We start from the raw sequence: 22531 nt of genomic DNA, 5'->3' as shown, positions 1-22531 counted from the left end.
ATGCGTCTGAATGAAATCCGCTTCAATGACGGACTGCCCGTCGAAGGTTATGGCCCCGGCTTTTTCCGGGTCGGCGGCAAGGTGCTGACCGGCGGGCTGCTGCTGTTGCCCGACCACGATCCGGCGATCTGGCAGGGGTATGACGAATTGGATCCGCTGCTGACGGCATCCGGCGATCTGGATGTGCTGTTCGTCGGCACCGGGTCCGAGATGGCCTATCTGCCCACCGCCTTTCGCGAGGCTCTGGAAGGCGCCGGGATCGGTCTGGAACCGATGGCCAGCCCGCAGGCCTGCCGCAGCTACAACGTGCTGCTGTCGGAAGGACGGCGGGTCGGTCTGGCGGCGAGGCCGGTGACGTGACCGAGCACGGCGCCTGCGAATGGTCCACCCCGAAACAGGTCCTCCGGACATGCTGAGCGTGCGCGGGGTCTGCGTGGCGCGCGGTGGGGTGCCGGTGCTGGAAGGGGTCGATCTGGACCTTGAGGCCGGGCAGGCGCTGGTGCTGCGCGGGCCGAACGGCATCGGCAAGACAACCTTGCTGCGCACTTTGGCGGGCTTGCAACCGCCGGTCGAGGGCCGGATCGAGATCTCGCCGGATCTGGTCGCCTATACCGGCCATTCCGACGGCGTGAAGGCCACCTTGACGGTGGTCGAGAACCTGGAATTCTGGGCGCGGGTGTTCGGGCAGGGCGATATTGCCCCGGCACTGGCGGCCTTCGATCTGGAAGGGCTGGTCGAACGGCAGGCACAGAACCTGTCGGCCGGTCAACGGCGGCGGCTGGGTCTGGCGCGGCTGATGGTGACGGGACGGCCGATCTGGATGCTGGACGAACCGACAGTGTCACTCGATGCGGCCAGCGTGAAGATGTTCGCGGCCTCAGTTCAGGCCCATTGCGACGCGGGCGGGGCTGCCATCATGGCCACGCATATCGACCTGGGGTTGGATGGGCAGGTGCTGGACCTGTCGCCCTATCGCGCCATCGGCCGGATGGCCGCCGGCGGGTTCGAGGAGGCCTTCGAATGATCGCGCTGCTTCGCCGAGACCTCGTGCTGGCGGTGCGGGCCGGGGGCGGTTTCGGCCTTGGGCTGGCGTTTTTCCTTGTTCTGTCGGTACTGGTGCCTTTCGGCGTGGGGCCCGAGGCCGATGTGCTGGCGCGGATCGCGCCGGGCATCCTGTGGATCGGCGCGCTGCTGTCCTGCCTTTTGTCGCTGGACCGCATTTTCGCGCTGGATTTCGAAGACGGCTCGCTGGACCTGCTGGCCACGGCGCCGGTGCCGCTGGAGGGCGTGGCCGTGGTCAAGGCGCTGGCGCATTGGCTGACCACCGGCCTGCCGCTGACCCTTCTGGCGCCGGGTCTGGGGGTTCTGCTGAACCTGCCGCCCGCGGGCTTTGGCTGGCTGGTGATCTCGCTGGCGGTGGGCACCCCGGCGTTGAGCCTGATCGGCGCGTTCGGCGCGGCCCTGACTGTGGGGCTGAAACGCGGCGGGCTGCTGCTGTCGCTGCTCGTCCTGCCCCTGTACGTCCCGACGCTGATCTTCGGCGCGCAGGTGGCCACGCAGGGGGCGGCGGGCCTTGAAGTTGGCACACCGCTGGTGCTTTTGGCCGGGATCAGCGCCGGAACGCTGGCATTGATGCCCTTTGCCGCAGCCGCAGCCCTGCGCATCAATTTGCGCTAACATGCGTGCTTGCATAGAACAGACCCGTGATCTGTAGCACCGGTTTTTGACATGTCGTTCTGGGAATTCGCAAATCCGAAGAGGTTCATGCAGCTGTCGTCACGGCTGTTGCCCTGGGTTGCCGGGGTGTCCTTGGCATGTCTGCTCGTCGGCCTGATCTGGGGCTTTTTCTTCACGCCCGAGGATTACCGGCAAGGCTCGACCGTCAAGATTATCTATCTGCATGTGCCGGCCGCCCTGATGGCGATCAATGCCTGGCTGATGATGCTGGTGGCCTCGCTGGTCTGGATCATCCGCCGCCACCACGTCAGCGCGCTGGCTGCCCGCGCCGCGGCCCCGGTGGGTCTGACCTTTACCGTGATCGCGCTGATCACCGGGGCGATCTGGGGTCAGCCCATGTGGGGCACCTGGTGGGCCTGGGACCCGCGCCTGACATCCTTTCTGATCCTGGCGTTGTTCTACATGGGCTATATCGCCATGTGGGAAGCGGTGGAAAACGGCGACACGGCGGCGGATCTGACCTCGGTGCTGTGCCTTGTGGGATCGGTATTCGCGATCCTGTCGCGCTATGCGGTGCTGTTCTGGAACCAGGGGCTGCACCAGGGGGCTTCGCTGTCGCTGGACAAGGAAGAGAACGTGGCGGACGTCTTCTATCTGCCGCTGCTGGTCTGCATTGCCGGGTTCATCCTGATGTTCCTGGCGCTGGTGCTACTGCGGACCCGGACCGAAATCCGCGCCCGCCGTCTGAAAGCCCTGCTGAACCGGGAGCGGATGGCATGATGCCCGACCTGGGAAAATACGCCGCCGAGGTGGTCTCGGCCTATGCGGTCTCGCTGGGCCTGCTGATCGGCCTGGTCGCGCTGAGCCTGCGCCGCAGCGCCCGGCTGCGCGACGCGCTGCGGCAGGTGGAAGACCGGCAAAGGAAAACCAATGGCTAGGATGTCTCCCTTGATGGTGGTGCCGCCGGTCCTGTTTGCCGGGCTGGCCGCGCTGTTCTTCTTTGGCATGCAGCGGGACAATCCCGATGCCCTGCCGACGGCGCTGGCCGGAAAACCCGCGCCCGTGGTGCAGGTCACGCAACTGGGCGACAAGCCGGTGTTCACAGCCGAGATGCTGCAAGATCCAGGCGTGAAACTGGTCAACTTCTGGGCCAGCTGGTGCGCGCCCTGCCGGGTGGAGCATCCGATCCTCGAGGCGCTGGCCGCCGAGGGCGTGGTGATCCACGGGGTGAACTACAAGGATACCGATGCCAAGGGGCTGGGGTTCCTGGCCGAACTGGGCGATCCCTATTCCTCGATCGGGGCGGATGGATCCGGGCGCATGGGGCTGGAATGGGGCCTGTACGGCGTCCCGGAAACCTTTGTCATCGATGGTAACGGCCGCATCGTGACCCGCTTTGCCGGTCCGGTGACCGAGCGCGCGTTGGAAAGCACAATCCGACCGGCGATGGAAAAAGCGGCTCAATCCGGGGGCTGAACCGGCGCGATCCTGCCGCGATGATCTCTGTGGAGCGCTCATTCGCCTCCCGCAATCCGCATCTCTGGCCCTGCGACGATCTGGGTGACACTCCTATGTCCAGGCAGCTTTCTGGCTGAGTGCATCCTGCGCCGCGCAGAACGTCTTTGGCGACTGTTCCCGGCAGACCTTCTTGCATGGATATTCCTGGACTGCGTGTTCACCCCGGCACGCTCAAATCGGGATTGTTCGCCGGACGGCACGCCACAACGACCTCGGTTTGGATTTCCCGGGCCCATCGGGGCTCGCACCGTCAAGCACAACGAAAAACGCCCCGGAGATGTCTCCGGGGCGCTTCGTTGTGCGGGGTGCGGATTGGCCGCGGATCAGGACGCCTTGGCGAGGTTGCGCAGCACGTAGTGCAGCACGCCGCCGTTTTCGATGTATTCGATCTCGACCGCGGTATCGATCCGGCATTTCAGCGTGATGACCTTGGTGGAGCCATCCGCGAAGGTGATCGTGCAGGGCACTTCCTGCAGCGGCTGGATCGTGTCCAGACCCGAGATCGACACGGTTTCATCGCCCTTCAGACCCAGCGACTTGCGGGTGTCTCCGCCGGTGAACTCGAACGGGATGACGCCCATGCCCACCAGGTTGGAGCGGTGGATCCGCTCGAAGCTTTCCGCGATCACGGCCTTGACGCCCAGAAGGGCTGTGCCCTTGGCTGCCCAGTCTCGCGACGAGCCCGCGCCGTACTGTTCGCCGCCGAAGATCACCAGCGGGGTGCCGGCTTCCTGATAGGCCATCGAGGCGTCGAAGATCGAGGTCTGTTCGCCATCGGGGCCCTTGGTGTAGCCGCCCTCGACGCCGTCCAGCATCTCGTTCTTGATGCGGATGTTGGCGAAAGTGCCGCGCATCATGATCTCGTGGTTGCCGCGACGCGAGCCATAGGAGTTGAACTCCCGCACCGGCACCTGACGGTCGATCAGGTATTTCCCGGCCGGGGTGGTGTCCTTGAACGACCCGGCGGGCGAGATGTGGTCGGTGGTGATCATGTCGCCGAGGATCGCCAGAACCTTGGCATTCTCGATGTTCGAAATCACGCCCGGCTCCATACCCATGCCCTGGAAGTACGGCGGGTTCTGGACGTAGGTCGAGGTCGCCGGCCAGTCGTAGGTCAGGCTGTCGGTGGTTTCGACGCCCTGCCACTTCTCGTCGCCCTTGAACACATCGGCGTATTTCGACTGGAAGGCTTCACGGGTCACGGTTTCCTCGACCAGATCGGCAACTTCCTTAGAGGTCGGCCAGATGTCCTTCAGGTAGACGTCGTTGCCATCCTTGTCCTGACCCAGCGGCTCGGACGTGAGGTCGATGTCCAGGGTGCCGGCCAGGGCATAGGCCACCACCAGCGGCGGCGAGGCCAGGTAGTTGGCGCGCACGTCCGGGCTGATCCGGCCTTCGAAGTTGCGGTTGCCCGACAGCACCGAGGTCGCGACCAGATCGCCTTCGGCGATGGCTTGCGACAGCTCCGCCTGGATCGGGCCCGAGTTGCCGATACAGGTGGTGCAGCCATAACCGACAAGGTTGAAGCCGATCTTGTCGAGGTCTTCCTGCAGGCCGGCGGCCTCGAGGTAGGCCGACACCACCTGAGATCCGGGCGCCAGCGAGGTCTTGACCCAGGGCTTGCGGTTCAGCCCCAGTGCCGCGGCCTTGCGCGCTACCAGACCCGCGCCGATCATGACGTAGGGGTTCGATGTGTTGGTGCAGGAGGTGATCGACGCGATAACGACCTTGCCCGAGTCCATGGAGTAGTCTTCACCCTTGACCGGCACCTGCTTGCCCATCGGACGCTTGAAGGTCTCGGCCATTTCCTTGGTGAAGGCGGCCTTGGCATTGTCGAGCGCCACGTAGTCCTGCGGGCGTTTCGGGCCCGAGATCGCCGGAACGATGGTGCCCATGTCCAGGTGCAGGGTGTCGGTGTAGACCGGTGCGTAATCGGCACCGCGCCAGAACCCGTTTTCCTTGGCGTAGGCTTCGACCAGGGCCACGCGATCTTCGTCACGGCCGGTGTTACGCAGGTAGCGCAGGGTTTCGTCGTCGATCGGGAAGAAACCGCAGGTGGCGCCGTATTCGGGGGCCATGTTGGCGATCGTCGCACGATCGGCCAGCGGCAGCTTGTCCAGCCCGGCGCCGTAGAATTCGACGAACTTGCCGACAACGCCCTTGGCGCGCAGCAGTTCGACGACTTTCAGGACAAGGTCGGTGCCGGTGGTGCCTTCCATCATTTCGCCGGTCAGCTCAAAGCCGATGACTTCGGGGATCAGCATCGAGATCGGCTGACCCAGCATCGCGGCCTCGGCCTCGATGCCACCGACGCCCCAGCCCAGAACAGCCAGGCCGTTGACCATGGTGGTGTGGCTGTCGGTGCCGACCAGTGTGTCGGGGTAGGCAACGGTTTCGCCGTTCTGATCCTCATCGGTCCAGACGGTCTGGGCCAGATACTCCAGGTTCACCTGGTGGCAGATGCCGGTGCCCGGCGGCACCACGCGGAAGTTGTTGAAGGCGCTCTGACCCCATTTCAGGAAGGTGTAACGCTCCATGTTCCGCTCGTATTCGCGGTCCACGTTCATCTGGAAAGCGCGCGGATTGCCGAATTCGTCGATCATCACCGAGTGGTCGATAACCAGGTCGACCGGGTTCAGCGGGTTGATCTTGTTGGCGTCGCCGCCCAGGGCAACGATGCCGTCCCGCATGGCGGCCAGATCGACCACGGCCGGAACGCCGGTGAAGTCCTGCATCAGAACGCGGGCCGGGCGATAGGCGATCTCGCGGGGGTTCTTGCCACCTTTGGCGCCCCATTCGGCGAAGGCCTTGATGTCGTCGACGGAGACGGTGAAGCCGTCGTCTTCGAAGCGAAGCATGTTCTCCAGCACCACTTTCAGCGCGGCGGGCAGCTTGGAGAAATCCCCGAGGCCTGCGTCTTGCGCGGCGGGGATCGAATAATAGGCGATGGACTTGTCGCCGACGGTAAGGGTCTTACGCGTCTTGGCTGTGTCTTTGCCGACGATGACGGTCATGGAATTGGCCTCCCAATATCTGACGGGCTCTTGCTGATCGCGATCCGCCCCGACGAGTCGGAACGGTGTGGCGCGGGGTCTCGCGCGCTTTGTATACCAATGCACACAATGTGCAACCCTGCCTGAGTGCGACGCATTTTCTCTCGCGAAACGGTGATTGGCTCCCAGGCACCGGCTGGCCTAATGTGCACCCTTACAGCCTGGGGACGAAACGAGACATGATGATGCGGTTGGCGGTTTTGCTGGTGGTGATTTCGGGATGGCTCAGCCCGGTGGCGGCGCAGCCTCAACCCGGCCCGGTGGTGGTGGAACTGTTCACCTCGCAGGGGTGTTCCTCCTGCCCACCCGCCGATGCGCTGCTGATGGAATTGTCCTCGCGCGAAGACGTTCTGCCGCTGGCGTTGCATGTGGATTATTGGGACTACATCGGCTGGCCGGACGCGTTCGCTTCGCCGAAGTTCACCAAGCGGCAGAAGGCCTATGCGCATCAGGCGGGGCGGTCGATGATCTATACGCCGCAGATGATCATCGGCGGTCAGACCGATATTGCCGGGTTCAAACCTGTCGAGACCATGGCCGCGATCGACGCCCACAAGACCCTGTCCAAGCAGGCCGAACTGTCGGTGTCCCGCACCGGGGACCGGCTGGAGGTTTCGATGGCGCCGCACGGCAAGGGGCCGGGTGCGGTGCGGGTGGTGCTGGTGCGCTATACCCCTCACGCCCGGGTCAGTATCCGCGCCGGCGAGAACGCGGGGCGGGTGATGGACTATGTCAACATCGTGACCCAATGGACAGCGTTGGCCGAATGGGAAGGCACGGCGCCCGCCCACCTTGAAGCGCCCTATCAGGGGGACGAGAAAGGCGCGGTGTTGCTTCAGGCCCCGGGTCCGGGTCCGGTCTTCGCGGCGGCGCGCGTGCGCTGAAGCTCGGGCTTCCAGCGCCGATGAATCCATAGCCACTGATCCATGTGCGCACGCACCCGTGCTTCGAGGCTGTCGTTGATGGCCTGTGTCATGGTGATCGCGTCGCTGGGCGGGATCGGCTCTTCGGCAATGATGTCGAAACCGTCCCCGGTGCGGATGCCATAGACCGGGATCAGCAAGGCCCCGTATTTCAATGCCATCTCGGCGGCAGAGGTCGAGGTCGGTGCGGGTTTTCCGAAGAACGTCACCTCGGCCCCTTCATGGACAAATTGATCCAGCAGGATCGCCACGGTGTTGCCTTTGCGCAGGAACCGCAGCATCGCGCCCAGCCCCTTGCGACCGCGCGGAAACACCGGGGCGGCGATACGGCTGAGCACGGTGTGAAACTCGGTGTCCAGCACCGGATCGTCCACCGGGCGATACAGCGCGCCGATCTGGTGTCCGCGTTGCGCAAGGGCGGCGCGGGCGGCGTCGAAATTGCCGAAATGGCCCGAGACCACGATGATCGGCCGGCCTTCGGCGCGGGCCTGATCCAGCGCGGGAAGGCCGGGGCCCTGCATCTGGATCTTGGCGATCCGGTCGGTGAATCTATCCCCCGAGGCGATCTCGATCAGCATCCGGCCCGTGTTGGCCGGGACCGCGCGCGACAGGCGCTTGACCTCGGCGGGGTCGAGATCGGGCAAGACGTAATTCAGGTTGTCGATGACCCGCTGATCGTAGCGCGCGATGGGCGCCACAACGCGCGACATCAGCCAGCCGACCACCGGTCCGCGCAGACCGTAAGGCAGTAGCAACGGCGCGCGTACCAGCGCCAGAATTGCCCAGCGATGCAGAGGGTTGGGCGCGTCGTCCTTGCGGTTCTTCCCCATGGTGTTCCCGATCCGATCCCTGCCGTTGCCGATGCTATACGCGGGTCGGCAGGGCTGGGCAACGGGGCGGCGGCTATCCCTCGGGGGTGACGAGCGTCAGTTCTCCGGCCTGTTCCATATCGCGGATGGCCCCGACCACTGCCGCCATGGCGGTTTCCCCGTCCTCGGGTTTGACGCGGCCCAGATCCTCGGCATCCTCGCGGATCTGTTCCGACATGCGTTTGGACATGGAATTGAGGATGAATTCGGCGGACGCCCGCTCTTTCTCCGAGGCCAGCGCGGCGGCAATCGCCGTCACAAGTTGCTGCTGGTCCACGGCGCGGGTGATCTTGGGCACATCGCGCGGCGTGATCCGGGTTTCGATGTCGTTGAAGGTGAAGATGGCCTTGCGCACCTGCGTGGCAAAGCTCTCGTCTTCCTCGACCAGCCCGTCCAGCACCCGGTCGCGGGTCTCGGCCCGCGAGAAATTCAGCATGGCACCGACCCGGCTGACCGGTTCTTCCTCAAAGGCCTTCAGTTCCGCCGTGGCAATCTCGGTCGCGATGGCATGGCCGATGGTGCGCACGGTTTCAGGATCGACAGCCCCTGTGGTGGAGACCGCGTAAGTGATCCGCCGCGCCAACTCGCCCGGCAGATGGCCAAGGATCGCGGCGGAGGTCGGCACCGGCAGCTTGGCCAGCACCACGGCAGAGGTTTCGATGCTTTCCTTCTGCAGGATCTCGGCGAGATGCGGCACTTCAAGCCCTTCGATCATCTTCCAGGGATCGCCCTGGACCACGACCCCGGTTTGCAGCCGCAGGCGGCGCAGGGCGTCGGGGCTGAGCGCGCCATTGAGCAACTCAAGCGCGTTTTCGATGCCGCCGGGAAAGGCCGCGCCAACATCGTTCACATCCTGGATGAATTCCGCGACCACCGCATCAAGGGTATCTTTGTCGATGCTGCGCAGGGCGCCCATTTCATGGGTCAATTCGATCTGCAACGCCTCGGGCAGATCATCGAGCGAGAATTTCGCCCCTTCTTTCAGCAACAGTCGCACGATCACGGCGGCCTTCTGCCGTTTGGTCAGGACTTGCCGGGGCCGGCGGGCCGGTATGGGCGGGACGCCGGTGGCGCCGGCAACAGGTGACTGGGAAACAACAGGTTGAGACATGAACCCTCCGCGTTCTGCAGGTGGGGCGAGCCTAGTCTCAACAGGTTTAACCTGCCGTTACTTGCGGCAGATAATCAGCTTGTGGTGCCGGGGGTGCAGCGTTGCGTCGCGGAATCCCACGTTGTGCCTTCGGCGCAAGAGGACGCGCGCTGTTCCTTGCCGTGTTGGCAATACTCGGCCACGGCAAGCCCGGGCAGAGTGGCCAGCGCCAAAGCCACGAGGGCGGTCTTGATCTTCATGGTCGTCTCCCATCCTTGAACGAGGAGAAATGTAGCACGAAGGGCGCTGGCGTCCAAATTTCCGCTTACCCGAAGACGCGGCTGAAGATCGTGTCGACGTGCTTGGTGTGATAGCCAAGGTCGAACTTGTCCTCGATCTCGGCCACGGACATCACCGCGGTCACATCCGGATCGCCCTTCAGTTCTTTCATGAAATCAGCGCCTTGCTCCCAGACCTTCATGGCGTTGCGCTGCACCAGACGATAGCTGTCCTCGCGGCTGACGCCCTTCTGGGTCAGGGCCAGCAATACGCGCTGTGAATGCACCAGACCGCGGAACTTGTTCATGTTGGCGATCATGTTGTCGGGGTAGATCACCAGTTTGTCGATCACCATGGTCAGGCGCGCCAAAGCGAAATCCAGCGTGATGGTGGTGTCGGGGCCGATGTTGCGCTCAACCGAGCTGTGCGAAATGTCACGCTCGTGCCAGAGGGCGACGTTCTCCATCGCCGGAACCACGGCCATGCGCACCAGACGGGCAAGACCGGTCAGGTTCTCGGTCAGCACCGGGTTGCGCTTGTGCGGCATCGCCGAAGACCCTTTCTGGCCCTTCGAGAAGAATTCTTCGGCCTCAAGAACCTCGGTGCGCTGCATGTGGCGGATTTCGGTCGCGACGTTCTCGATAGAACTGGCCACAACGCCGAGGGCGGCGAAGAAGGCGGCGTGGCGGTCGCGTGGGATCACCTGGGTCGAGATCGGTTCGACCTCCAGCCCCAGCTTGGCGCAAACGTGTTCCTCGACCGCCGGGTCGATGTTGGCGAAGGTGCCGACCGCGCCGGAAATGGCGCCGGTGGCGATCTCCATCCGGGCTTTCTTCAGGCGGTTCAGGTTGCGGTCCATCTCGGCGTAGAAGCGCGCGAAGGTCAGGCCCATGGTGGTCGGCTCGGCGTGGATGCCGTGGCTGCGGCCGATGCGGATGGTCATCTTGTGTTCCAGCGCACGACGCTTCAAGGCGGCCAGCAGTTTTTCCATGTCGGCGATCAGGATGTCGGCGGCGCGGACCAGCTGCACGTTGAAGCAGGTGTCCAGCACGTCGGAACTGGTCATGCCCTGATGCACGAAGCGGGCTTCATCATTGCCGATGATCTCGGCCAGATGGGTCAGGAAGGCGATGACGTCATGCTTGGTGACGGCCTCGATCTCGTCGATGCGGTCGACGTTGAACTCCACGTCCTTGGCTTTCCAGACGGCCTCGGCGTTTTCCTTCGGGATCACACCCAGATCGGCCTGGGCGTCGCAGGCATGGGCCTCGATCTCGTACCAGATGCGGAACTTGGTTTCCGGGGACCAGATGGCGACCATCTCGGGACGGGAGTAGCGGGGGATCATGGGCGCGCCTTTCAGGAATGTCGTGGAATCGCGGTCTACCTAGACAAAGCCGGACGCGGCGGCAAGGCGGCAAGGGTTCTGTGCCTGCGGCGAATGCGGTAGGGCTGGTGCAGCACAAGCGTGAAAGGCCCCAAGATGGCAAAGCAGTATCCCCGCCTGACCGAAGCATTCAGGACATTTATTGCCCGGCAGCACATTTTCTTCGTGGGCACCGCCGCGCGCGAAGGCCGGGTCAATGTCTCGCCCAAGGGCATGGACAGCCTGCGGGTGCTGGATGACAACCGGCTGTTGTGGCTGAACCTGACCGGCAGCGGCAATGAAACCGCGGGCCACTTGCGCGATACCGACCGGATGACGCTGATGTGGTGCGCCTTCGACGGCAAGCCGCTGATCCTGCGGGTCTATGGCACGGCCCGCGCGATCCATGACTTCGATGCCGATTGGGACTGGGCCTACGGCCATTTCCCGGACGTGGCAGGCGCCCGTCAGGTCTTCGACCTGCGGATCGATCTGGTGCAAAGCTCCTGCGGGATGGGGGTGCCGCTGATGGACTTTGTCGAGGATCGCGTGGACGACCAGCTGGTCGCGCATTTCGTGGCGCTTGGCCCCGAGGGTACCCAGGCCTACCAGGAGCGCAAGAACCGGCAGACCATCGACGGGGCGCCCACGGGGATCAGGCCCGACGCGGGCTGAGGCCGGAAACGAAAAAAGCCCCGGCCAATGCCGGGGCTTTCCTGTTGGTCGCCGGGCCGCCGGATCAGCGGTTTTCCACGTCGATGTAGTCGCGCTCGGTGGCGCCCATGTACAGCTGACGCGGGCGGCCGATGCGCTGTTCTGGATCGCCCAGCATTTCCTTCCACTGCGAGATCCAGCCCACGGTACGCGACAGCGCGAAGATCGGGGTGAACATCGAGGTCGGGAAGCCCATGGCCTCAAGAATGATGCCCGAATAGAAATCCACGTTCGGGAACAGCTTCTTGTCGGCGAAATATGGATCGGCAAGGGCGGCGGCTTCCAGCTCCTTGGCCACCTGCAGGGTCGGGTTGTCCTCGATGCCCAGCAGATCCAGCACTTCGTCGGCCGATTGCTTCATCACCTTGGCGCGCGGGTCGAAGTTCTTGTAGACGCGATGGCCAAAGCCCATCAGGCGGAACGGATCGTCCTTGTCCTTGGCGCGGGCGATGTATTCCGGAATGCGATCCGGGGTGCCGATTTCCTTCAGCATCTCCAGGCAGGCCTGGTTGGCGCCGCCATGGGCCGGACCCCAGAGGCAGGCAATGCCGGCCGCGATACAGGCAAACGGGTTGGCACCGGAAGACGACGCCAGACGCACGGTCGAGGTCGAGGCGTTCTGCTCGTGATCGGCGTGCAGGGTGAAGATCCGGTCCATGGCGCGGCTCAGGATCGGGTTCACTTCGTATTCCTGTGCGGGCACGGAAAAGCACATGCGCAGGAAGTTCGAAGCATAGTCCAGATCGTTGCGCGGATACACGAAGGGCTGGCCCACGTGATACTTGAACGCCCAGGCTGCGATGGTCGGCATCTTGGCGATCAGGCGGATCGAGGCGACTTCGCGCTGCCAGGGATCGGCAATGTCGGTGCTGTCATGGTAGAAGGCCGACATCGCGCCGACGATCCCCACCATGATGGCCATCGGATGCGCGTCGCGGCGGAAGCCCGAGAAGAAGTTCCGCATCTGCTCGTGCAGCATGGTGTGCTGGGTGACACGGCGTTCGAAGTCTTCCAACTGGGTGCCGGTGGGCAGTTCGCCGTACAGCAGCAGGTAGCAGACTTCCAGGTAATGCGACTTGGCCGCAAGCTGGTCGATCGGATAGCCCCGATGCAGCAGAACGCCTTCTTCACCGTCAATATAGGTGATGGTCGAACGGCAGGCCGCGGTCGAGGTGAAACCCGGATCGTAGGTGAAGACGTGGCCCTGACCATAGAGCTTGCTAATGTCAACGGCATCCGGCCCGATGGAAGGCGAGTGAAGCGGCAACTCCAGTGTGGTGTCGCCGAAACTCAGGGTCGCGGTCTTAGTCGTGTCAGCCATGATTGTCCCTTTGTATGACGCGCGGCACGCGCTAGTCGTATCGCTCGTGTCTGTCGGTGACCAAGGCCGGAAATCGGCCTTAGCCAGTCACATCTGCCAGCCGGGCCAAAGTCTCCTCCCGCCCGATGACCAGCATCATGTCAAAAACGCTTGGGGATACAGCGCGACCAGAAAGCGCGGCCCGCAAAGGCTGTGCGATCTTGCCCATCTTGATGTCCCCTGCCTCTGCAAACGCGGCTACAGTTTCCTCCAGCGCATTGCGCGTCCAACTAGCATTTTGCAGATGCGGCGTCAATTCTTTCAGTATACCAATGGATACCGGATCGAGCGCCTTGGACGATTTCGGGTCATGTTCCAGGGGCCGCTTCGCCAGTACGAAATGCGCCTTTTCAAGCAGTTGCGGAATGGTCTTCGCGCGATCCTTGAGGCAATAGAGCGCAGCCCCCAGACCCTCGGTCTGCGCGGGCGTGAGACGATCCGCCCCGGTCACATTCAAATATGCCTCAATTTCATGCAACAGTGCAGCATCGTCTGTCATGGCCATCTGGTGCCCGCAGACGTTTTCCAGCTTCTTGAAGTCGAACCGGGCCGGAGATTTGCCGATTCCATCCAGGTCGAACCACTCCAGCGCCTGCGCCGTGGTGAAGACCTCGTCGTCGCCGTGGCTCCAGCCCAGCCGCGTCAGGTAGTTGCGCATGCCTTCGACGGGATAGCCCATCTTCTGGTATTCATCGACGCCAAGCGCGCCGTGACGCTTGGAGAGTTTCTTGCCGTCGGGACCATGGATTAGCGGGATATGCGCCCAGATCGGCAGCGGCCAGCCCATGGCCTGATAGACCAGCGTCTGACGCGCGGCATTGGCCAGATGGTCATCACCCCGGATCACATGGGTGACGCCCATGTCGTGGTCGTCCACCACCACGGCCAGCATGTAGGTCGGGGTTCCGTCCGAGCGCAGGCAGATCATGTCGTCCAACTCGGTGTTGCGGAAGGTGACCTTGCCCTGCACCTGATCGTCGATCACCGTTTCCCCCGCGCACGGCGCCTTCAGGCGAACCACATAGGGCGCGTCCGGGAAGGTCGCCGGATCGGCATCGCGCCAGGGCGAACGGAACAGGGTCGATTTGCCCTCGGCACGGGCGGTATCGCGGAAGGCGGCGATCTCTTCCTGCGTCGAGAAGCACTTGTAGGCGTGCCCCGAGGCCAGCATCGCATGCGCCACCTCGGCATGTCGGTCGGCGCGGGCGGCTTGGCTGATGACCTCACCATCGTGATCCAGCTTCAGCCAGGACAGGCCCTCCAGAATGGCCTGCGTCGCCTCGGGGGTCGAGCGGGCGCGGTCGGTGTCCTCGATCCGCAGCAGGAACTGGCCGCCGCGCGCCCGTGCGTACAGCCAGTTGAACAGCGCGGTTCTGGCCCCGCCGATGTGAAGATAGCCGGTGGGGGACGGGGCGAAACGGGTCACGACGTGCGGGGCGGTCATCTGGGGCTCCTTGGCTGCTGAGGTGTCCCTTAAAGCGGATGCCGGGGGGGGTAAACCCGCCCGGACCCCGGCGGCGTTAACCGCTTGGCAACCAAGACCGGAAACAGTTGCGGGGCAACGGAGGCGCAAGACCATGACCGGGCGGGCCGGCACGTGACAGGCAATCCGATCGCCGCCCAGATCGCGGCGCAACGCGGGCATCTGTTCCTCTGGGTGCCGGTGGCGATGGCCGTGGGCATCGGCGCCTATTTCGCCGTGCCGGAGGAACCGTCGGGTCTGATGCTGGGCGTCGCCTGTACTTTGGGACTTCTGGCAGCGGTACTGTCGCGGCGCGGGTCCGAAACCAGCGGGCCGCTCTGGGCGGCCCTTGCGCTGATCCTTCTGGCCTTCGGTTGGGCGGGCGCGCGGGCCCATCTGGTGGCCGCCCCGGTGCTGGAGTTTCGCTTCTACGGCCCGATCGAGGGGCGCATCGTGCAGATCGACCGGTCGATCAGCGACAAGCTGCGGCTGACGCTGGATCAGGTCACGCTGGGCGATCTGTCCCACCGTCGCACACCGGCCCGGGTGCGCATTTCGCTGCACGGGCTGCCGCATGACGTGGCGCCGGTGACCGGGCTGCGGGTGATGACCACTGGCCACCTCGGCCCGCCCTCGGCACCGGTGGAGCCGGGCGGCTTCGACTTCCGTCGCCACGCGTGGTTTCAGCAGATCGGCGCGGTGGGCTATACCCGCAACCCGGTTCTGGTCGTCGCGCGGCCGGACGCGCACAGCCCTGCGGTCTGGCTGGGGCAGGTGCGGCTGTCCCTGTCGGCGCGTTTGCAGGCACGCATCCCCGGACAGGCTGGCGCCATGGCCGCCGCCATCGTGACCGGCGACCGCTCGGCCCTGTCGCGCGAAACGATGGATGCCATGCGCAACAGCAATCTGGCGCATCTTCTGGCGATTTCAGGGCTGCATGTTGGGCTGTTGACCGGCGTGGTCTTCGGCGCGGTGCGGGCCGCCATCGCACTGATCCCGCCGCTGGCCCTGCGATGGCCGGGAAAGAAGATCGCGGCGGTTTGCGCGCTGCTGGCCGCCGCCGGATACCTGGCCTTGTCAGGCGGGTCGGTGTCGACCCAGCGGGCCTTCATCATGGTGGCGGTGATGCTGGCTGCGGTGCTGGCGGACCGGCGCGCCATTACCCTGCGCGCCGTGGCACTGGCGGCCACCATCGTGTTGGTGCTCAGGCCCGAGGCCCTGATGGGGCCGGGGTTCCAGATGTCCTTTGCCGCCACGACCGCGCTGGTCTGGACCTTCGGCTGGCTGCGCGAGATTGATCTGCCGCGGGTCTGGCGGCCTTTGCGGGTGATCGGCACGCTGGTGTTGTCGTCTGCGGTGGCCGGACTGGCGACCGCGCCCTTCGCGGCAGCGCATTTCAACCAGATCGCGTCCTATGGGCTGATGGCCAACCTGCTGGCCGTGCCGGTGATGGGCAGCATGGTCGCACCGGCAGCGGTGCTGGCCGGGCTGCTGGGGGTGATGGGGCTGGCCCAGCCGGCTCTGTGGATCATGGGGCAGGGCATCACCTGGATACTGGCGGTGGCCGATCATGTGGCGGGCCTGCAGAACGCTCTGAAATTCGTGCCCAGCCCGCCCGCGTCCTTCCTGCCAGTCTTCGCGCTTGGCGCGCTGTGGCTGATGCTCTGGCGCAGTCGGGCGGCGGTGATCGGCCTTGCGGTGATCGGGCTGGCCTTCGGGCTGTGGAGCCGTGTCGAACGCCCCTTCCTGCTGATTGCCGAAACCGGGGGGCTGGTGGGCGTGATGACCGAGGCGGGACGCGCCCTGAACAAGCCGCGGGGCGATGGCTATGCGGCGCTGGCGTGGCTGGAGAACGATGGCCGGAACCGGGATCGGATTGCTGCCTTCGACCGGGCCCAGGAAAACCTTGACGGCAAGGCCCTGCGGATGCCGCTGGGCTTGGGCGAGATGCGATGGGCGTCCGGGCGCAAGGCAGACTGCGCGCAGGCGCGCGTGCTTGTCACCCCGACGTCGGACATCATCGGTTCCTGCCTGATCCTGGATCCCGATGCCCTGCGCAAAAGCGGGGCGCTGGCGGTCTGGCGGCGGCAGGACGGCTGGCACGTCGCCGCCGCCAAGATCCGGGCCGGAAATCGGCTGTGGAGTCATGCCGGGCAAAAGGATGCGGCACAGGCCACCCAGGTTGTCGACGCGGTGCGGATGGCGCTGAACGCGCCGCCCGGTCAGTAGCTGCGGATCAGACCGACCAGACGGCCTTGCACCTCGACCTGATCGCGCGGCAGGATGCGATCCTCGTACCGTGGATTGGCGGCTTTCAGGGCCACCCGGCCATCGCGCAGGTAGAACTTCTTCAGCGTCACCACGTATTCGTCATGATCCTGAAAGGCGGCCACGACGATATCGCCGTTCTGGGCGGTTGTGCCTTCGCGGATGACGACCACATCGCCGGGGTTGATCCCGGCCTCGATCATCGAGTCGCCATCGACCTCCAGCGCGTAATGCGGCCCCTTGCCTGCCAGCAGGTTCGGCGGCACTGTGATTTCCGCCTTGGCTTCGGAAATCGCGTGGATCGGCCCCCCGGCCGCCACCTTGCCGAGCAGCGGTACAAGGTTGCCCGCGCTGCTTTCGACCGACACCGAGCCGCGCGGCCGAGGCCCGTCAGGCCTGTCGCCGTCAATGACCTTGGGCCGGAAGGACTTGTTTTCAAGGTTTTCGGGCAGCTTCACGATCTCGATCGCGCGCGCCTTGTGGGCCAACCGCCGGATGAACCCACGCTCTTCCAGCGCGGTGATCAACCGGTGGATCCCGGATTTCGAGCGCAAATCCAGCGCCTCTTTCATCTCGTCGAAGGAGGGCGGAACGCCCTCCCGCTGCAATCGCGTGTGTATGAATTGCAGAAGATCCAGCTGTTTCTGGGTCAACATGGGGCTGCTCCGCCTAACGCCTTGAGGACACGTTTCTTTCTGAGATACGTTCTACAGGTGTTCACGTTTTGTGTCAATCACGGGCGCAGTGGAACAGCCTCGATCATTTCCCCGGCCTTGCGAGCGGGATCGCGCGGGGGACGGACGATCAGCGCGTCGGCCTCGGAGAGGATTTTTTGCAGGCTGCTGTCCTGGCTGGTGAAGGGGGTGACCCCCTCCGGCCCCAGCCGCGCCCGCATATAGTGTTCGCGCCCGCCATTTTCGGGCAGATCCACCGCAAGCCGCAGGCGGTGACGCGGCGCGGGTCGCGGCGGTAATCCGGCCAAAGCATGTATCGCCGGTTGCATGAAAATAATCCCGCAAACCATTGAGGATACGGGGTTCCCCGGCAGGCCGATCATCGGGGTTCCGCGCAACGTGCCCGCCATCAGCGGTTTGCCCGGACGCATCGCCACCTTGTAGAAATTACGCGTCAGCCCAAGCTCTGACAGGTCGCGCCCCAGCAGGTCATGATCGCCGACCGAGGCGCCACCGCTGGTCACGATCAGATCGGCCCCGGCGCAGAGGTCAAACGCGGCCTCCAGCGCCTCCATCCGATCGCGCACCACCGGCAGCAACCGCGCCCGCGCCCCGGCCTGTTCCGCCAAAGCGGCCAGTCCAAAGCCGTTCGATGCGATGATCTGGTCGGCGCGCGGCGTTTCGCCGGGCAGAACCAGCTCGTCGCCGGTCGACAGGATCGCGACCTCAGGGCGGCGGGTCACGCGCACCTCGGCCGTATTCATTGCGGCCAGCAGCACCACGTCCATCGGCGTCAGGCGGCGCGCGGCTTTCAGGTGATCTCCGGCCTGGAAATCGCTGCCCAGCGGGCGGACGAAACGGTTCTCCGGGTCGTCTTCCCCAATCGTCACGGTCGCGCCGCCGGCGCGGGTGTCTTCCTGCATGATGACGCGGCAGGTGCCGGAGGGCATCGGCGCCCCGGTGAAGATCCGCGCGGCCTCGCCTGGACCGATGCGCCGCTCCAGCGCATGCCCGGCAGCGGCTTCGCCCACCACGCGCAGGGTTTGCCCGACAAGCGAGCCTGCGTCCGCCACCGCGTAGCCATCCATCACGGCGGCGTCGAAAGGCGGTTGGTCCCGCGCGGCCACGGCGTCTTCGGCCAACACCCGGCCCGCTGCGGCGCGCAGCGGCACGGTTTCCGCAGGCAGGGGGGTCAGCAGGTCGAAAATTCCGGTCAGCGCCTCGGAAACAGAGATCATGCTCAGACCGCCTCGTAGCGTCCGGACTTGCCGCCGTCCTTCATCTCAAGACGAATATCGCTGATTTCCATGGATTTCTCGACCGCCTTGACCATGTCGTAAAGGGTCAGCGCGGCGGTGGAGACCGCTGTCAACGCTTCCATCTCCACCCCGGTCTGGCCCGAAGTCTTGACGGTGGCTTCGATCCGCACGCCGGGAAGGCCGTCGTCCGGAGTCAACTCGACGGCGACCTTGGTGATCGGCAGCGGATGGCACAGGGGGATCAACTCGGCGGTTTTCTTCGCGCCCATGATGCCGGCCAGCCGTGCCACCGCCAGGACATCGCCCTTCTTCGCGCGACCTTCCGTAATGATTGCAAGGGTTTCCGGCGCCATCTTCACGCAACCTGACGCCACGGCCATGCGCGACGTCACCGGCTTTTCCGAGACATCCACCATATGCGCCTGTCCCTGCGCATCGAAATGGGTCAGCCCGCTCATGCGCTCACCGGGTCCGACAGCAGCGCGCGCGTGGCAGCTTCCACATCGTCCTGCCGCATCAGGCTTTCACCGATCAGGAAGGTGCGCACGCCGGTCTCGGCCATCGAAGCCAGATCCTCGCGGGTGAACAAGCCTGATTCCCCGACGACCAACCGGTCATCCGGCACGCGCGGCGCCAGATCGCGGGTGGTGTCCAGCGAGGTCTCGAAGGTCTTGAGATTGCGGTTGTTGATCCCGATGAGGGGCGACTTCAGGTCCAGCGCGCGGTCCAGTTCGGCGGCATCATGCACTTCGATCAACACATCCATGCCCCAGCCGAACGCCGCGTCTTCCAGTTCGGCGGCCTGACCGTCCTCGACACTGGCCATGATGATCAGAATGCAATCGGCGCCCAGACCCCGGGCCTCGGCCACCTGATAGGGATCATACATAAAATCCTTGCGCAGCGCGGGCAGCGAGACCGCGTCACGGGCAGCGGTCAGGAACCCGTCCGCGCCCTGGAAAGACGGGGCGTCGGTCAGCACCGACAGGCACGTCGCGCCGCCGGCCTCATAAGCACGGGCCAGAGCGGGGGGATCGAAATCGGCGCGGATCAACCCTTTGGAGGGGCTGGCTTTCTTGATCTCGGCAATCAGGCCATAGCCGTCCTGCTGCGCCGCCTTCAGCGCCGTGGCGAAGCCGCGCGTGGGGCTGGCGGCGCGGGCGCGGACCTCCTGCTCGGCCATCGACAGGTCGCGCTTGCAGGCCGCCACATGTTCCAGCTTGTAGGCCTTGATCTTGTCCAGGATGGTGGTGCTCATGCCGCAAGCTCCGTTGTGACGCGGGCCAGATCCTGCACTTTCTTCAGGGCCTTGCCGCTGTCGATGCTCTCTTGTGCCATGACCGCGCCGTCTTTCAGGTCGGCAGCCTTGTCGGCGATGACCAGGGCTGCGGCGGCGTTCAGGCAGACCGCATCCCGGTAGGCGCCCGGCGCGCCGTCCAGCAAGGCGCGGAACGCCACGCCATTTTCCTCGGGCGAGCCGCCGAGGATGGCTTCAAAGGGATGTACGGGCAGCCCGGCGTCTTCGGGGTGAAGGGTGCGGTCCTCGATGCGGTCATCTTCCAGCGCGGCGACATAGCTTTCACCACAGATCGACAATTCGTCGGTGCCGTCGCTGCCGTGCACCAGCCAGGCGCGTTCTGACCCCAGCGCCGCCAGCGTTTCCGCCATCGGCCGGATCCAGTCGCGGGAAAAGGCGCCGGTCAACTGGCGCTTGACGCCCGCGGGATTGGTCAGCGGGCCGAGCAGGTTGAACACCGTGCGGGTGCCAAGCTCCTGCCGGGTGGGCATGACGTGCTTGATCGCCGGGTGATGCATCGGCGCCATCATGAAGCAGATACCGACCTGCTCCAGCGCCTTCTCAGTGGCTTGCGCGTCGATCATCACGTTGATGCCCATCTGCCCCAGCGCATCTGCCGCGCCGGATTTTGAACTGAGGTTACGGTTGCCGTGCTTGGCCACCGGCACACCGGCACCCGCCACGACGAAAGCCGTCGCGGTGGAAATATTGAGCGTGCCCATGCCATCACCGCCGGTGCCGACGATATCCATCGCGCCCTTGGGTGCGGCCACCTTGGCGCAGCGGGCGCGCATCACGGCGGCGGCGGCGGCGATTTCGTCCACGGTTTCGCCCCGCGTCCGAAGCGCCATCAGGAAGCCGCCGATCTGGCTGGGCGTGGCGGTGCCGTCGAACAGGGTCTCAAAAGCGGCCAAGGCCTCGTCTGCGGTCAGCGGGCGGTCTGCGGCCAGACCGATCAGCGGTTTCAGAATGTCACTCATGCGGGCACCTTGGCACTGTCGAGAAAGGTTTTCAGCATGGCGTGCCCATGCTCGGAACGGATGCTTTCGGGATGAAACTGCACGCCTTCCACCGGCAGATCGCGGTGGCGTAGCCCCATCATGGTGCCGTCTTCCAGCCAGGCGGTGACTTCCAGACAGTCGGGCAGGCTGTCACGGTCGACGATCAGCGAATGATAGCGCGTGCCGGACAGCGGCGAGGGCAGGCCGGCAAACACGCCCTTGCCCTCGTGCAGGATGGTGCCGGCCTTGCCGTGCACGATCTCGTGGCAGCGCACGACCTTGCCGCCGAACGCCTCGCCGATGGTCTGATGGCCAAGACAGACCCCCAGCAGCGGCACCCCGGCTTGTGCGGCGGCGCGGGTCAGGTCCAGGCAGATGCCCGCCTGCGCCGGATCACAGGGACCGGGCGACAGCACGATGGCCGATGGGTTCAGCGCCAGGGCATCCTCGACCGTGATCTTGTCGTTGCGATGCACTGTCACATCGGCACCCAGTTCGCCCAGATAATGCACGAGATTATAGGTGAAACTGTCGTAGTTATCGATGAGAAGCAGCATGTCCCCGGTCCTTCAAAGCCTGGCACATCTGCCCAGTTAAGGCGCGGGTGGTCAAGGGGGGAACAAGGCGCTACCAGTGAGGACACAGCAGGATCGGAGCACGGGCAGGCGTGGGACGCGGATTTCTGACAGGAGCTTTCTGGGGCGTCATCGTGGGCGGGATCATCCTGTTCACGGCCGCCTTGGTTCTGGAATCGCAGCGTGGCGATGATCCTGTCGCGGTGTTTGAACCGTCTGATCCGATGCCCGTAGATTTCCGGGACCTAGAGCCCCCGCAGGACGTAAGATGGGAGGCCGTGACCGGCGCGCCCGCGAAGGCTGTGGAACGGGGATCTTTGGCCAAGGTTGCGGCGCCTTTAGGTTCGGGTGCCCAAGCCGTGACACTGTCAGATCAGGTGCCAGAACGTCCCGAAGAGCCGCACGTTCTGGAAGCTGGGGTTGGGACTATCGCCGAGGTACTGCCCGCCGCAATACCCCCTGCGGACCCAGAGCCAGTCGCCGTGAATGATGCCGAACCGTCTCGGCCAGACCTTGCGCTACCTGCCCGCCCGGTTCTGGAACCAAAACCCCACGCCACTCCGATACTCGAGATTTCAGCGCCGCAACGGGGGCTGCCTGCGCGCGGGCTGTCACAGGTGGAGATGATTGCACAGGCCCCGGACCCCGTTACGGGTGTGAGCGTTGCGTCATCAGTGGCGGCGGTACCGACATCGGCTGTACCGCAGGTGTTCCGCGTTTCTCTGGCAACCACGCCGAATGTGGATCTGCCTGCGCCAACACCGATCTGGCGGCGGCCGGATGGCCCGCTGGTGGCGTTCATTGCCGAGGGTGCAGGGCGCGCGCTGCCAGACTGGGTGATGAGCGTCGCGGTGCGCGATGCAATCGGGGACGGCGAAGTGCTGGAACGGGTCCGCCTCGACGGTTCCGCGCGAGCCTCACTTCTGAGCGATCCTTCCACGCTGGTGCCGCTCTATCGCCGGTTTACCGAGCCAGGTGCCGTGATGCCCGAAAACCTGCAAGCCTTGCGTCTGCGCGCCCAACGCGATGGCCGCGTGGCGGTTCTGCTGGGCGAGGATCCTGCGGTGTTGCAAGCCGTTGGCGACTGGCTGGCGAAAGAGGGCGCCGGGGTGACCCCGGTGCCCCTGTCCTGGTTGACGCGCTGAC

The 22531-nt window shown here is 64.9% G+C and carries 23 protein-coding genes; 10 read left to right on the top strand and 13 right to left on the bottom strand.

Going from position 1 to position 22531, the window contains the following annotated elements; genetic code table 11:
• The 6 genes from AB0T83_RS05835 to AB0T83_RS05810 are packed head-to-tail and all read left to right on the top strand — an operon-like array spanning position 1 to position 3153.
• Complete coding sequence (locus tag AB0T83_RS05835) at positions 1–360, top strand: Mth938-like domain-containing protein (protein WP_366192108.1); 360 nt, start codon at positions 1–3, stop codon at positions 358–360.
• A gap of 49 nt (positions 361–409) precedes the next feature.
• Positions 410–1024 (top strand): heme ABC exporter ATP-binding protein CcmA, encoded by a 615-nt coding sequence (ccmA, locus tag AB0T83_RS05830; RefSeq protein WP_366192107.1) that lies wholly within the window; start codon positions 410–412, stop codon positions 1022–1024.
• Positions 1021–1677, top strand: a complete 657-nt coding sequence (gene ccmB / locus AB0T83_RS05825; RefSeq protein WP_366192106.1) for a heme exporter protein CcmB — start codon at positions 1021–1023, stop codon at positions 1675–1677. Before ccmA ends, ccmB begins: the two co-directional genes overlap by 4 nt.
• Positions 1678–1728: 51 nt before the next feature.
• Positions 1729–2457 (top strand): heme ABC transporter permease, encoded by a 729-nt coding sequence (locus tag AB0T83_RS05820; protein WP_366192105.1) that lies wholly within the window; start codon positions 1729–1731, stop codon positions 2455–2457.
• Positions 2454–2615 (top strand): heme exporter protein CcmD, encoded by a 162-nt coding sequence (gene ccmD / locus AB0T83_RS05815; RefSeq protein WP_366192104.1) that lies wholly within the window; start codon positions 2454–2456, stop codon positions 2613–2615. The genes AB0T83_RS05820 and ccmD overlap by 4 nt, the downstream gene beginning before the upstream one ends.
• On the top strand, positions 2608–3153 hold the full coding sequence (locus tag AB0T83_RS05810) for a DsbE family thiol:disulfide interchange protein (RefSeq protein ID WP_366192103.1): 546 nt from the start codon (positions 2608–2610) through the stop codon (positions 3151–3153). The genes ccmD and AB0T83_RS05810 overlap by 8 nt, the downstream gene beginning before the upstream one ends.
• A 365-nt stretch (positions 3154–3518) precedes the next feature.
• On the opposite strand, the gene acnA is transcribed toward AB0T83_RS05810, so the two are convergent.
• Positions 3519–6209 carry an aconitate hydratase AcnA gene (gene acnA / locus AB0T83_RS05805; RefSeq protein ID WP_366192102.1) on the bottom strand — a complete coding sequence of 897 codons (2691 nt, stop codon included), beginning with the start codon at positions 6207–6209 and terminating at the stop codon, positions 3519–3521.
• A 218-nt stretch (positions 6210–6427) separates the two neighbouring features.
• On the opposite strand from acnA, the gene AB0T83_RS05800 reads away from it, so the two are divergent.
• On the top strand, positions 6428–7132 hold the full coding sequence (locus AB0T83_RS05800) for a DUF1223 domain-containing protein (RefSeq protein WP_366192101.1): 705 nt from the start codon (positions 6428–6430) through the stop codon (positions 7130–7132).
• Here the strand turns inward: AB0T83_RS05800 and AB0T83_RS05795 are convergent.
• The 4 genes from AB0T83_RS05795 to purB form a co-directional block, all read right to left on the bottom strand.
• Positions 7084–8001 carry a lysophospholipid acyltransferase family protein gene (locus tag AB0T83_RS05795; RefSeq protein WP_366192100.1) on the bottom strand — a complete coding sequence of 306 codons (918 nt, stop codon included), beginning with the start codon at positions 7999–8001 and terminating at the stop codon, positions 7084–7086. The genes AB0T83_RS05800 and AB0T83_RS05795 overlap by 49 nt on opposite strands.
• 73 nt (positions 8002–8074) lie before the next feature.
• Positions 8075–9151, bottom strand: coding sequence for a flagellar motor switch protein FliG (locus AB0T83_RS05790; RefSeq protein ID WP_366192099.1), 1077 nt, complete (start codon positions 9149–9151; stop codon positions 8075–8077).
• Positions 9152–9225: 74 nt separating this feature from the next.
• Positions 9226–9390, bottom strand: a complete 165-nt coding sequence (locus tag AB0T83_RS05785; RefSeq protein ID WP_366192098.1) for a hypothetical protein — start codon at positions 9388–9390, stop codon at positions 9226–9228.
• A gap of 65 nt (positions 9391–9455) precedes the next feature.
• Positions 9456–10757 (bottom strand): adenylosuccinate lyase, encoded by a 1302-nt coding sequence (gene purB / locus AB0T83_RS05780; RefSeq protein WP_366192097.1) that lies wholly within the window; start codon positions 10755–10757, stop codon positions 9456–9458.
• Positions 10758–10892: 135 nt separating this feature from the next.
• On the opposite strand from purB, the gene AB0T83_RS05775 reads away from it, so the two are divergent.
• Positions 10893–11450: a pyridoxamine 5'-phosphate oxidase family protein gene (locus tag AB0T83_RS05775; protein WP_366192096.1), complete on the top strand. Its 558-nt coding sequence runs from the start codon at positions 10893–10895 to the stop codon at positions 11448–11450.
• A gap of 64 nt (positions 11451–11514) precedes the next feature.
• Here the strand turns inward: AB0T83_RS05775 and gltA are convergent, their stop codons facing one another.
• Together gltA and gltX are read right to left on the bottom strand one after the other, a co-directional pair.
• On the bottom strand, positions 11515–12810 hold the full coding sequence (gene gltA, locus AB0T83_RS05770) for a citrate synthase (RefSeq protein ID WP_366192095.1): 1296 nt from the start codon (positions 12808–12810) through the stop codon (positions 11515–11517).
• 79 nt (positions 12811–12889) lie between these two features.
• A complete protein-coding gene (gene gltX / locus AB0T83_RS05765) occupies positions 12890–14293 on the bottom strand; it encodes a glutamate--tRNA ligase (protein WP_366192094.1) in 1404 nt (467 codons plus the stop codon).
• Positions 14294–14446: 153 nt separating this feature from the next.
• On the opposite strand from gltX, the gene AB0T83_RS05760 reads away from it, so the two are divergent.
• Positions 14447–16540, top strand: a complete 2094-nt coding sequence (locus AB0T83_RS05760; RefSeq protein WP_366192093.1) for a ComEC/Rec2 family competence protein — start codon at positions 14447–14449, stop codon at positions 16538–16540.
• On the opposite strand, the gene lexA is transcribed toward AB0T83_RS05760, so the two are convergent.
• From lexA to AB0T83_RS05730, 6 genes are all read right to left on the bottom strand, one after another.
• Positions 16534–17235, bottom strand: a complete 702-nt coding sequence (gene lexA, locus AB0T83_RS05755; RefSeq protein ID WP_366192092.1) for a transcriptional repressor LexA — start codon at positions 17233–17235, stop codon at positions 16534–16536. The two genes, AB0T83_RS05760 and lexA, sit on opposite strands and share 7 nt — an antisense overlap.
• Before the next feature lie 77 nt (positions 17236–17312).
• A complete protein-coding gene (locus AB0T83_RS05750; RefSeq protein WP_366192091.1) occupies positions 17313–18491 on the bottom strand; it encodes a molybdopterin molybdotransferase MoeA in 1179 nt (392 codons plus the stop codon).
• 2 nt (positions 18492–18493) lie between these two features.
• Positions 18494–18970: a cyclic pyranopterin monophosphate synthase MoaC gene (moaC, locus tag AB0T83_RS05745; RefSeq protein ID WP_366192090.1), complete on the bottom strand. Its 477-nt coding sequence runs from the start codon at positions 18968–18970 to the stop codon at positions 18494–18496.
• Complete coding sequence (gene trpC / locus AB0T83_RS05740) at positions 18967–19770, bottom strand: indole-3-glycerol phosphate synthase TrpC (protein ID WP_366192089.1); 804 nt, start codon at positions 19768–19770, stop codon at positions 18967–18969. The genes moaC and trpC overlap by 4 nt, the downstream gene beginning before the upstream one ends.
• Complete coding sequence (gene trpD, locus AB0T83_RS05735; RefSeq protein ID WP_366192088.1) at positions 19767–20789, bottom strand: anthranilate phosphoribosyltransferase; 1023 nt, start codon at positions 20787–20789, stop codon at positions 19767–19769. The genes trpC and trpD overlap by 4 nt, the downstream gene beginning before the upstream one ends.
• A complete protein-coding gene (locus tag AB0T83_RS05730; RefSeq protein WP_366192087.1) occupies positions 20786–21367 on the bottom strand; it encodes an anthranilate synthase component II in 582 nt (193 codons plus the stop codon). The genes trpD and AB0T83_RS05730 overlap by 4 nt, the downstream gene beginning before the upstream one ends.
• Before the next feature lie 725 nt (positions 21368–22092).
• On the opposite strand from AB0T83_RS05730, the gene AB0T83_RS05725 reads away from it, so the two are divergent.
• Complete coding sequence (locus AB0T83_RS05725) at positions 22093–22530, top strand: hypothetical protein (protein ID WP_366192086.1); 438 nt, start codon at positions 22093–22095, stop codon at positions 22528–22530.
• Position 22531 lies beyond the last annotated feature (1 nt).

The sequence above is a fragment of the Meridianimarinicoccus marinus genome, assembly GCF_040689105.1.
Lineage (GTDB): Bacteria > Pseudomonadota > Alphaproteobacteria > Rhodobacterales > Rhodobacteraceae > Meridianimarinicoccus > Meridianimarinicoccus marinus.
The sequence above is the reverse complement of the archived record's forward strand: the minus strand, read 5'-3'. Positions and strand labels throughout refer to the sequence as shown.